The 11415-nt window shown below is 69.5% G+C and carries 9 protein-coding genes; 6 read left to right on the top strand and 3 right to left on the bottom strand.

Translation table 11 applies throughout. The features are described 5' to 3' along the window. Positions 1 to 69: 69 nt before the first annotated feature. A complete protein-coding gene (locus DMC18_RS13320) occupies positions 70 to 1776 on the bottom strand; it encodes a hypothetical protein (protein ID WP_110133001.1) in 1707 nt (568 codons plus the stop codon). Between the two features lie 277 nt (positions 1777 to 2053). Between DMC18_RS13320 and DMC18_RS13315 the strand changes: the two genes are divergently transcribed. From DMC18_RS13315 to DMC18_RS13295, 5 genes are all read left to right on the top strand, one after another. Beyond that, positions 2054 to 2764 (top strand): response regulator transcription factor, encoded by a 711-nt coding sequence (locus DMC18_RS13315; protein ID WP_110119894.1) that lies wholly within the window; start codon positions 2054 to 2056, stop codon positions 2762 to 2764. Beyond that, complete coding sequence (locus DMC18_RS13310; RefSeq protein WP_110119893.1) at positions 2733 to 4394, top strand: sensor histidine kinase; 1662 nt, start codon at positions 2733 to 2735, stop codon at positions 4392 to 4394. Before DMC18_RS13315 ends, DMC18_RS13310 begins: the two co-directional genes overlap by 32 nt. Further along, a complete protein-coding gene (locus DMC18_RS13305; RefSeq protein ID WP_110119892.1) occupies positions 4391 to 4825 on the top strand; it encodes an HPr kinase/phosphorylase in 435 nt (144 codons plus the stop codon). The genes DMC18_RS13310 and DMC18_RS13305 overlap by 4 nt, the downstream gene beginning before the upstream one ends. 75 nt (positions 4826 to 4900) lie before the next feature. Continuing rightward, complete coding sequence (locus tag DMC18_RS13300; RefSeq protein ID WP_058348726.1) at positions 4901 to 5305, top strand: PTS sugar transporter subunit IIA; 405 nt, start codon at positions 4901 to 4903, stop codon at positions 5303 to 5305. Then, complete coding sequence (locus DMC18_RS13295; RefSeq protein WP_110119891.1) at positions 5302 to 5580, top strand: HPr family phosphocarrier protein; 279 nt, start codon at positions 5302 to 5304, stop codon at positions 5578 to 5580. The genes DMC18_RS13300 and DMC18_RS13295 overlap by 4 nt, the downstream gene beginning before the upstream one ends. Before the next feature lie 184 nt (positions 5581 to 5764). Here the strand turns inward: DMC18_RS13295 and DMC18_RS13290 are convergent, their stop codons facing one another. Both DMC18_RS13290 and bioB read right to left on the bottom strand, forming a co-directional pair. Continuing rightward, positions 5765 to 8518, bottom strand: a complete 2754-nt coding sequence (locus DMC18_RS13290; protein ID WP_370444021.1) for a M16 family metallopeptidase — start codon at positions 8516 to 8518, stop codon at positions 5765 to 5767. 255 nt (positions 8519 to 8773) lie between these two features. Beyond that, positions 8774 to 9802, bottom strand: coding sequence for a biotin synthase BioB (gene bioB / locus DMC18_RS13285; RefSeq protein WP_110119889.1), 1029 nt, complete (start codon positions 9800 to 9802; stop codon positions 8774 to 8776). Between the two features lie 108 nt (positions 9803 to 9910). On the opposite strand from bioB, the gene DMC18_RS13280 reads away from it, so the two are divergent. Then, the gene (locus DMC18_RS13280; RefSeq protein ID WP_110119888.1) at positions 9911 to 11404 is read left to right on the top strand and encodes a CHAD domain-containing protein; all 1494 of its coding nucleotides are present in this window, start codon (positions 9911 to 9913) and stop codon (positions 11402 to 11404) included. Positions 11405 to 11415: the final 11 nt, after the last annotated feature.

Genomic DNA, 11415 nt, shown 5'->3' with positions numbered 1-11415 from the left:
CACGGATGTCTCCGAACACCTGTCACGGATGTCCCCGGTCTGAACACCTATGGGAGAGGTGTTTCCGGGTCAGGCCGCCTGTTGCTGCTGCACCAGGCCCTTGAGCAGGTCCAGCGTCTCCGGACTGGCCGCCAGGGCCTCGCGGGCTTCGGGGGCGCGGGCCAGTTTCAGGGCCTCGATGCGGGCGCGGTCGGCGACCGGGCCGGTGGGACCGGCCTCGCCGGTGGCCAGGCGGGCCAGCAGGGCCAGGCGCTGGGGCAGGGGCGCGGGCGCACGGACCAGCAGCGACAGCAGGCGGGCGTCGGCCTCGACCATGCCGCCCACGTCGCCCAGCTTGGCGCACAGCGGCTGGTAGTCCTCGGGCACCAGGCCCGAGCGGATCAGCGACTTCTGCAGCGCCGCCAGGGCGGCCAGCTTCACCGACGGGGTGTCGGGACCCTGGCGCATCTCCTTCTCGAAGCGCATCGCCTGGATGTTGGCCGACAGCCAGCGGGCGGCGTGGCGCTTGTTGACCGCGCCCATGACGTTCTCGGCCAGGCGGATCAGCATGACGATCTCTTCGCGCGCCGAGCGGTCGCGGCCCAGCAGGCTTTCGATGAAGTCGCCGTTGAGCAGGGTCTTGGAACGGGTGGTGAAGGCCGCGGTGATGTCTTCGGCCGGCAGGATGCGGCCGGCGGCGGCCGTCAGGCCCATGGCCAGGGCCCGCAGGTGCTCGATCTCGCTTTCGGCGTCGGTCGGCTTCAGGCGGCGCACGCCGTTCAGCTCCTTGAGCACCCGGCGGGCGATCGAGGCGCGGACGGTGGGGAAGGTGTCGCCGGTCAGCCACTGGCCCAGGCGCTTGGCCGTGCCGGACAGCTCGGGCATGCAGGCCCGGACGCTGGCCTCGATCCGGATCAGCGCCTCGACCTGCGCCCCGCCGGCCAGGCGGGTCATGGCGGCCAGGGTGGCGCCCAGGTCGTCGGCGGTGTTGAGCAGGTCGGCCATGCCGGCCTTGGAGCCGATGATCTCGGCCAGAGGGGTCTCGATGGCGGCCAGGGCGGCGGCGCGGGCCTTGGGCTCGGCCGGCGCGGCGTCGGCCAGGTCGAGCAGGCGGGCGATCTTCTCGCTCCAGTCCTTGGCCGGGGCGATCGAGGCGGCGACGCCGGCCCCCAGCAGGAAGGCGCGGTCGGGGTCGGCGGCCAGGCGCTCGGCGGCTTTGGCGAAGCCTTCCTTGTCGAGGTCCGGCAGCTGGCCCTTCTTGAAGGCCTTCATCAGGTTGGCGACCGAGCGCTCGACCAGGCCCTGGAAATTGCGGATCAGCTCGTGGACCGACATGCCCCGGGCCTCGGCCTCGGGAATGGCGATCTTCTGCAGGGCGTGCTGCAGGTCGGTGCCGGAGGCTTCCAGCTTCTCGACCAGGTCGGGCCGGTGCAGCAGCTCGAAGGGCGTGGCCTTGTGGCGGTGCAGCCAGCTTTCCAGCAGGCGGCCGATGCGGTCGCGGGCGTGGGCCGTGTAGAGGTCGGCCGGCTGCACGCACAGCGGCTCCATCTCTTCCACCGGCTTCTTCGGCTTGCCGCCGTCGACCATGCCCTTGGTGAAGATCGAGATGGAGCGATATTCGCGGGTTTCGGGGTCCAGGGTCTCTTTCGAAACCCGCACGGCGACGGCGCGCCCCGAGTTCAGAACCTCCTCGGCCTGGGCCAGGGCGTGGCTGCGGACCTCGGTGGCCATGTCCAGAGTCCATTGCGCGCCGACCTTGCGGCGCACGAATAGCTCGTAATGGACCTGGTCGCTCATGGGCTGATGGGGCTCCTGAGACTCGACTATGGCGTACGAGACCTTAAGGCGAGGTTGAGGGGCCAAGACCGGTGTTTTGCGCTTTCTTCGTATTGGGCTTCGTATCGGGCTTGGTATCGGCGCGGCGGATCGACGCCTCATGTGTGTCCAAGCCCGCCACGCCCCGGCCGCAATAGGGTTAGAAAAGGCCGGATGGAAAGCTTGGCTGCTCCGTGCGTTGTAGCGGAGCGCCAGGGTCGATAGGATCGGCCCACGGATTTTCGGAGGATTACACGGCTTGGCCGAGATCACGCTCATCGACGACGACGAAAACATCGTTGCTTCGGTCTCTCTGGCCCTGGAGAGCCATGGCCACACGGTGAAGGCCTATTACGACGGCGTCTCCGGGCTCGAGGCGGTGGAAAGCAATCCGCCCGACCTCGTCATCCTGGACGTCAAGATGCCGCGCATGGACGGCATGGAAGTGCTGCGCCGCCTGCGCCAGTCGTCCGAGACGCCTGTCATCATGCTGACCTCGAAGGACGACGAGATCGACGAGATCCTCGGCTTCAACCTCGGCGCCGACGACTACATGCACAAGCCGTTCAGCCAGCGCCTGCTGCTGGAACGGGTGAAGGCCGTGCTGCGTCGCGCCCGTCCCGAGGAGGAGGATCCCGCGGCCCCGGCCGCCGGCGCCGCCGGCTCGAAGATGATGAAGCGCGGCAAGCTGACGCTCGACCCGGCCCGCCACGACAGCCTGTGGGACGGCAAGCCGGTGCGCCTGACGGTCACCGAGTTCCTGCTGCTGCAATCGCTGGCCCAGCGTCCCGGCTTCGTGAAGAGCCGCGACAACCTGATGGACGCCGCCTACGACGATCAGGTCTATGTCGACGACCGCACCATCGACAGCCACATCAAGCGGATGCGCAAGAAGTTCCGCCAGGTGGACCCCGAGTTCGATTCCATCGAAACCCTGTATGGCGTCGGCTACCGCTACCGCGAGGCCTGAGCCGGGTCCCGAACCGGCGCCGCGCGAACGGCGCCGGCTGGCCTGGCCGCGCGCTTCGCGGCTGGGGCGGCTGATCATCGGCCTGAACCTGCTGGCCCTGGCCATCCTGGTGGTCGGGGCCCTGGTGCTCAACGAGCTGCGCAACGGCCTGATCAACGCGCGGATCGACAGCCTCAGCACCCAGGGCGAGCTGATCGCCAACATCATCGAACGGGCCGCCACCGTGGGCGAGCCCGAGCCGGCGCTCGACGTGGCGGCGGCCAACGACATCCTGCAATCCTTCTTCGCCGGCCATTCGCAGCGCGCCCGCCTCTATGACGGCCAGGGCCGTCTGCTGGCCGACTCCTACCTCGTCGAGGACCGCGTCGAGTGGAAGGTGCTGCCGCCCGCCCGCAAGGCCGGCGACAACGGCTTCCGGCTGTCGTTGCAGGACAAGGACGCCAAGCCCCGCGCCCTGGAGCGCGCCCGCGCCGAGTTCGAGCAGGAGATCGCCCGCGCCCGCATGGGCGAGACGGTCAAGCAGCAGCGCGTGGCCGAGAACGGCGAGCGGGTGGTGTCGGTGTCGATCCCGATCCAGCACGTCCGCGCGGTTCTGGGCGTCCTGACCGTCGAGGCCGGCGACGTCGACGAGATCATCACCGCCGAGCGCAAGGCCCTGCTGCCCTTCGTGCTGGTGGCCGTGGGCGCGGTGCTGGTCTCCAGCGTGCTGCTGCACCGCCTGGTGGCCCAGCCGGTGTTGCGCATGGCGCGGGCCGCCGACCACGTGCGCCTGGAGGGCGCGCGAGCCATCAGCCTGCCCGACATCTCGCGCCGCAACGACGAGATCGGCGACCTTTCTCGATCTCTTGAAGAAATGACCGAGGCCCTGTCCGAGCGGATGGGGGCCATCGAGCGGTTCGCCGCCGACGTGGCCCACGAGATCAAGAACCCCCTGACCTCGATCCGTTCGGCCATCGAGACCCTGGACCTCGTCACCGAGCCCAAGGCCCGCCAGCGCCTGCTCGGCATCCTGCAGCAGGACGTCGGGCGACTGGATCGCCTGGTCACTGACATCTCCAACGCCTCCAGGCTCGATGCGGAGCTGTCGCGCGAGGCGCCGCGGCCGATCGACCTGGCCCGCCTGCTGACCGAGACGACGGCCATCTATCAGGGCCAGGTGCGCGGCGAGGAGCCGCCGTTCAGCGTCCGCGTCGTGCTGGCTGGCCTGCCGACCGGTCCGGTCCGGGTGCTGGCGCGGGAGATCCCCGTGGGCCAGGTGTTCCGCAACCTGATCGACAACGCCCGCTCGTTCAGCGCCGGCGACGGCGAGGTGCGGGTCGGTCTGGTCCGCCAGAACGGCCGACTGACCACGACGGTCGAGGACGACGGCCCGGGCATCCCGGCCGACAATCTGGAGACCATCTTCGAGCGCTTCTACACCTCGCGGCCCAAGGGCCGGGCGTTCGGCGGCAATTCGGGCCTGGGCCTGTCGATCGCCCGCCAGATCGTCGAGGCGCACGGCGGCAGGATCCACGCCGAGAACCGCCAGGACGAGACCGGCAAGGTGATCGGCGCGCGGTTCGTGGTCGAGCTGCCCGAGCATCGCGACGGCCATCACAATCACGGCCACGGTCATGGAGGCCGCGAGTGATCCGCCACGCCGGGCTGGTGGCCCGCCTGGTCGGCGGCCGCTGGCGCGGGGCGCTGATCGAAGGGGCCTCGGGCGCGGGAAAGAGCGATCTGGCCCTGCGGACCCTGGAGGCGGGCTTTCGCCTGGTGGCCGATGATCGGGTCGTGACCTTCGCTTCCGACGGCCGGCTCTACGGCCGCGCGCCCGATCCTCTGGCCGGTCTGGTCGAGATCCGGGGCTTCGGCGTGGTCTCCGAGCCGGCTTTGCGCCTGGCCGAGATCACGCTGGTGGTGCGCTGCGTCGAGGCCCCCGAACGCGTCGAACGCCTGCCCGAGCCCCGGTTTGAAGTGGTTTTGGGCGTTTCCGTACCCGTCTTCGACCTGTGGCCGCTCGAACCCGCCGCTCCGACGAAGATCGCACGCATGCTGGAGCATCTTGGAGTCGCTCCCTAACAAGCGTATCAAGGCGGCCCGCGCGGCGCCTCCCTGCCGTTTCGGGCGAAGGGGATCCCGTTTGAGAGACCAGGCATGATCGGGCTCGTGATCGTCACGCACGGGCGATTGGCGGAGGAATTCGTTTCCGCCATGGAGCATGTGGTGGGGCCGCAGACCGCGGTGAAGGCCATCTGCATCGGGCCGGAAGACGACATGGAGCGTCGCCGGTCGGACATTCTGAAGGCCTGCGCCGCCGTCGACGACGGCGCCGGGGTCATTCTGCTGACCGACATGTTCGGCGGCACGCCCAGCAACCTGGCCATCTCGGTCATGGAGCAGACCAAGGCCGAGGTCATCGCCGGGCTGAACCTGCCGATGCTGATCAAGCTGGCCAGCGTCCGCACCCGCGACGACCTCGACGCCTGCGTCGCCCATGCCCAGGAGGCTGGACGGAAATACATCTCCGTGGCCTCCTACGTGCTGGCGGGAGAAAAATGAGTCGAACGGCGACAGCCACGGTCGAGATCGTCAACGAGCGCGGGCTGCACGCCCGGGCTTCGGCCAAGTTCGTCAAGCTGGCCTCGGGCTTCGACGCCGAGGTCAAGGTCGCCCGCGAGGGCTCCAGCGTCGACGCCCGCTCGATCATGGGCCTGATGATGCTGGCCGCCGGCATCGGCTCGACCATCGACATCGCCGCCGAAGGTCCCGAGGCCGAAGCCGCCGTGGATGCGCTGGTGGAGCTGGTGGGAAACCGGTTCGACGAGGAGCGCTGAGCTTTCCCTTCTCCCCTTGCGGGAGAAGGTGTCGGCGATAGCCGACGGATGAGGGGTCTCCCGGACATCAAAAACGCCGCGAAAGCTGATCGGCTTTCGCGGCGTTTTGCGTTGGTGCGACCCCTCACCCGACCTCCCTCTGGGAGGCCACCCTCTCCCGCAAGGGGAGAGGGGGTCACGGCAGCTATTTCACCGGCTTGCCGTCGGCGTCGATCACCTGGATGTCGAGCTTCAGGGCCTTGAGCTTGGGCTCGATGACGGCGCGGTCGCCGATGATCACCCAGACCAGTTCGTCCGGCTTGATCGCCTTCCTGGCCGCCGCCGTGACGCTGTCGACGGTCACCGCCCGCACATCGGCCGGATAGTCGTCGAAATAGCTGTCGGGCAGGTCGTAATTGACCAGCTCGCCGATCGAGTCCGAGACGGCCTGGCCGGTTTCCCAGCTGCCGGGCATCGACAGGGTCAGGCTGTTCTGGGCCTTGGCCAGCTCGGCCGGGGTCGCCGGACGCGGGCCGATGATGTCGGTCAGCTCCTTGCGGGCCTCGGCGAAGGACTCGGCGGTCTTGTCGGTCTGCACCGGCGCGCGGATCAGGAACAGCCGCGAGCCGCGAGCGTCGCGCACGCCCGAGACGGCGCCGTAGGACCAGTGCTTGTCCTCGCGCAGGTTCATGTTCAGGCGCGAGACGAAGTCGCCGCCGAACAGGGTGTTGAAGGCGTCCAGGGCGGCCTGGTCCTTCGGATCGCGCGGCGGCACGAGGTTGCCGGCGGTGATCACCGACTGCTGGGCGCCGGGCTTGTCGATCAGATAGACCGCCGCCTTGCTGGGCGCGGCCTGCACCGGCGGCTTCGACTTGGTCTGGGCGCCCTTCCAGCCGCCCAGCTGGGCTTCCAGCTTCGGCAGCAGCTGGGCCAGGGTGGTGTCGCCGACCACGACCAGGGTGGCGCCCTGCGGCTGCAGCCAGGTCTTCTGGAAGCGCACGACGTCGTCGCGGGAGATCGAGGCGATCGAGGCCTCGGTCGTCAGCTGGCCGTAGGGCGAACCGGCGCCGTAGGCCAGGACCGGCAGGATGCGGCCCGACAGCGCCTGCGGGTTCTGCTTGGCCTGCTGGATGGCGGCGATGTTCTGCTTCTTGAACCGGTCCAGGTCCTCGGGCTTGAAGGCCGGGTTCTGCAGCACGTCGGCATAGATCGCCAGGGCCGGGTCGAGCGTCGTGGTCAGGGTGTTGAGCGACACCTGGGTGAAGTCCAGGCCGCTGCCCGAGCCGATGCCCGCGCCCAGTTGGGCCAGTTCGCGGCTGATGGTCAGGCCGTCGCGATGCGTCGTGCCTTCGGTCAGCATGCTGGTGGCCACGCCCGTCAGGCCCGCCTTGTCGCCGGCGCTGGCGGCGAGGCCGGCGTCGAACAGCAGGCCCATGCGGATCTGCGGGGTCTCGTGGCGTTCGGCCAGGATCACCTTGATCCCGTTCGACAGGGTGGCGCGCTCCAGCTTGGCGAAGGCCGGGGCCTTGGTCGCGCCGACCTCGGGCATCGTCTTGCGATCGACGCCGGCGGTGGTCGTGTAGGTCGGGAACGGCGTCACCGTCAGGGTGAAGTCGCCGTCGGTCAGCCAGGCCTTGCCGGCCGCCTGCAGCTGGCCCGCCGTGGCCCCGCGAATGCGCTCCAGGCTCTCCTTGTAGGCGTCGGGCGAGCCCAGATAGACTTGGCTTTCGGCCAGGATGTCGGACTTGCCGCCGAAGCCGCCGATCCGTTCGACCCCGCGCACGAAGTTCGACAGGCTCAGCGTGCGGACCTTGGCCACTTCCTCGGGGGTGGGGCCGTCGCGCAGCAGGCGCTGGAATTCCTCGTCGAAGGCCTTTTCCACCGCCGCCGGGTCGCCGCCCGGCTTGACGGTGATGGTGACCATGAACTGGCTGCCGATCTCGCTGTCATTGACGCCGGCGCCGACATTGACGGCGGTCTGGTCGGTGTAGACGAGGCGCTTGTAGAGCCGCGAGGTCTTGTCCGAGACCAGCACGTCGCCCAGCAGGTTCAGGTAGTCGGACTCGGCCGAGCCGTACTGCGGGATGTTCCAGATCTTGTAGATCCGGGCCTGGGGCACGCGGTCCTGCATTTCGGCGCGCTGGCTGCCGGTGCGCTTGGCCACCCAGGCCTTCTGGCGGGTGACGGGCGGGCCCGAGGGGATGTCGCCGAAGTACTTCTCGACCTTCGCCCTGGCCTCGGCGGGCGTGATGTCGCCGGCCAGAACGAGGGTGGCGTTGGCCGGGCCGTAGTAGTTCTTGAACCAGTCCTTGACGTCGTCCAGCGAGGCCGCGTCGAGGTCTTCCATCTCGCCGATGACCGTGTGCCCATAAGGGTGGTCGGCGTCGTAGGTGCTGGCGGTGATCACGTCCCAGACCTGGCCGTAGGGCTGGTTCTGGCCCTGGCGCTTCTCGTTCTGGACGACGCCGCGCTGCTCGTCGAGGCGGGCCTTGTCGATGGCCCCGACGAGGTGGCCCATGCGGTCGCTTTCCAGCCACAGAACCTGGTCCAGGGCCGCGGTCGGCACGTTCTGGAAGTAGTTGGTGCGGTCCTCGTTGGTGGTGCCGTTCATGTCGGTGGCGCCGAGCTTCTCCAGCGCCTTGAACCAGTCGTCGTTGAAGTTCTCCGAACCGTTGAACATCAGGTGCTCGAAGAGGTGGGCGAAGCCCGTGCGGCCCTTGGGCTCGTTCTTGGAGCCGACGTGGTACCAGACGTTCACCGCCACGATCGGGGCCTTGTGGTCCTCGTGGACGATCACCGTCAGGCCGTTTGGCAGGGTGAACTTGGTGTAGGCGATGTCGACTTCGGGCAGCTGCGCCAGCTGGCCGGTGACCTTGGCGGCCGGCTTTGGCGCGGCTTGGGCCAGCACGGGATTGGCGAGGAGCAACGCCGCGACGGCGGCGGAGGCGAACAGCTTCATGAAAGGCCCCGAATAGGTTCGCGTAAAAGCGAAGATGCCCCGCACCATAGGTTGCGGGGCCTCCGGGACAAGCGAGCGGCGTGCGCCGCCGGATTAAATTTCGTCCAGAAATGCTCGAGCTTGGGGGTGGGCTTGTCGCTCACCCTCACCCGTAAAATCACCGCGAAAGCGGGGACCCAGGCTTTTTCTGAAACCCACAGCGCTCGACGATAAAACACCTGGGTCCCCGCTTTCGCGGGGATTTTACGGAGAGAGTTACTCCGCCGGCACGGCTTCCGGAGCCGCGACCTCGGCCTTCACCATGACCATCGGCTTGAGGTCGAGGTCGTGGAACAGGCGGCTGTCGTCGTCCATGTCCGGCAGGGGCGTGGTCAAGAGCTTGCCGCCGACGAAGATCGAGTTGGCGCCGGCCATGAAGCACAGCGCCTGCAGCTCGCGGCTCATGCCCTCGCGGCCGGCCGACAGGCGGACCATGGCCTTGGGGCAGACGAGGCGGGCGACAGCGATGGTGCGCACGAACTCGATGGAGTCGATGGCCTTTTCGCCTTCCGCCAGGATCTGGTCGCCCAGCGGGGTGCCGCTGATGGGGACGAGGCCGTTGATCGGCAGGCTGTCGGGGTGCGAGGGCAGGGTGGCCAGCTGGTGCAGCAGGCCGGCGCGGTCGCGGCGGGTCTCGCCCATGCCGACGATGCCGCCGCAGCAGGTGCTCATGCCCGCGTCGCGCACATAGGCCAGGGTGTCGAGGCGCTCCTGGTAGGTGCGGGTCGTCACCACGTCCTTGTAGTAGTCCGGGCCGGTGTCGAGGTTGTGGTTGTAGTAGTCCAGGCCCGCGTCCTTCAGCTGCTTGGCCTGTTCGGCGGTCAGCATGCCCAGGGTGGCGCAGGTCTCCAGGCCCAGCGCCTTCACCCCGCCGATCATCTCGGCGAGCTTGGGCAGGTCGCGGTCCTTCAGCTCGCGCCAGGCCGCCCCCATGCAGAAGCGCTGGGCGCCGCCGTCGCGGGCGGCCTTGGCCTTGGCGATGACCACGGCCGGCTCCATCAGCTTCTCGGCCTTCAGGCCGGTCTTGAAGTGGGCGCTCTGGCTGCAATAGCCGCAGTTCTCGGCGCAGCCGCCGGTCTTGACCGACAGCAGCTGCGACAGCTGCATCTCGGAGGGGTCGAACCAGGCGCGGTGAACGCCCGCGGCCTCGAACACCAGCTCCATGAACGGCAGGGCGAACAGGGCCTCGACCTCGGAAAGGGTCCAGTCGTGGCGGGGCTGTGCGGAGATGTTGATCGGCGTCATGGCGCGCAGGTTTGAACTTGGGCGATCCGAATGGCAAGACGGCCCGCGCATGCGCACCGATGTTGCGTTGCGGAAGCCAAACGCCTCCGGGCTGGTTATAGTCGGATCATGGACCGCGAAATCGAACTGAAGTTCCTGATCGCCCCGGAGGCTTCCGACGCGATCCTGGCCCGGCTGGACGGCCGCGAGGCCGTGCGCCGGCTCGACGCCACCTATTACGACACCGCCGACCACGCCCTGCGCCGGGCGGGCTTCGGCCTGCGGGTGCGCGACGGCGACGGCGGCCGCAAGCAGACCCTGAAATCGGCCTCGGCCGGCGGGGTGTTCGCCCGCGGCGAATGGGAGGCCCCGGTCACCGGACCCGGACCCGACCGCGACCTGCTGGACCAGACCCCGGCCGGCCGCATCGTCAACGGCGACGTCCTCGCGCCCGTCTTCGCCACCAAGGTCGAGCGCACCCTGCGCCTGGTCGAGCACGGCGGGGCGACCATCGAGGCGGCGCTGGATCGCGGCGAGCTGCAGGCCGGAACCGACCGCGCCGCCGTCAGCGAGCTGGAGCTCGAACTGAAGACCGGCGCGCCCGCCGCCCTGTTCGCCCTGGCGCGCGACCTGATGGCCCACGCGCCCCTGCGCCTGTCCCTGGTCAGCAAGGCCGAGCGAGGCTACGCCCTGGCCCTGGGTGAAGCGCCCTCGGCGCGGCGCGAAGCGGCCGTTCTGCGCCCTGACATGACCGCCGGCGAGGCCTTCCAGGCCCTGGGCAACACCGCCCTGGGCCGCCTGTGCGTCGCCGCCGAGACCCTGGCCGACCTGCCCGGCCCCGAGGCGGTGCACGAACTGCGCGTCGCCGCCCGCCGGCTGCGCGCCCTGATCAAGCTTTTCCGCCCTTTGACCGGCAAGCTGGCCGCCACGCCGGCGCTCGAGGCGCTGAAGGCCCTGGCCGACGCTCTGGGTCCGGCCCGCGACCTCGACGTCTATATCGCCGGCGTCTGGCGTCCGGCGGTGTCGGCCGATCCGCAGCCGGTCGAGGGGCTGGGCGCGCTGGGCAAGGCGCTGGTCGAGGCCCAGCAGGGCGCCTATGGCCGTGCGGTCGACGCCGCCCGGCCCGAGCGCTTCGGCCCGCTGGCGCTCGACATCGCCGCCTGGCTGGAGACCGGCGACTGGCTGGAAGACCCCGAGCGCGCCGAGGCCCGCCGCACGCCGGCCAAGGCCTTCGCGGCCAGGCAGCTGAACAGGCTGGCCAAGGACGTGCTGAAGCGCGGCGAGGATTTCGACGTCCTCGACATCGAGGCCCGCCACGCCTTGCGCATTCGCGGCAAGGGCCTGCGCTACGCCATCGACGCCCTGGCCCCGCTGTTCCCCGACCATCCCAAGCGGCTGGAGCGGTGGTCGGCGGCGACCCGGCAGATGCAGGACGCGCTGGGCGGCCTCAACGACGCCACCCTGGGCGCGGATCTGGCCCGCGCCGCCGCCCTGGCCGACGGCGATCCCGAAGCCGCCTACGCCGCCGGCCGCCTCTCGGCCGCGCCGGAAGAGGCCGAGAGCCTGACCCGCGAGGCCAAGACGGCGCTGGACGAACTGGCGGGCCTCAAGCCGTTCTGGTGACGGGCGTCGGC

It is taken from the genome of Caulobacter sp. D5 (assembly GCF_003185805.1).
Lineage (GTDB): Bacteria > Pseudomonadota > Alphaproteobacteria > Caulobacterales > Caulobacteraceae > Caulobacter.
Note: the sequence above shows the minus strand (reverse complement) of the source record. Positions and strands in the feature narration are given on the sequence as shown.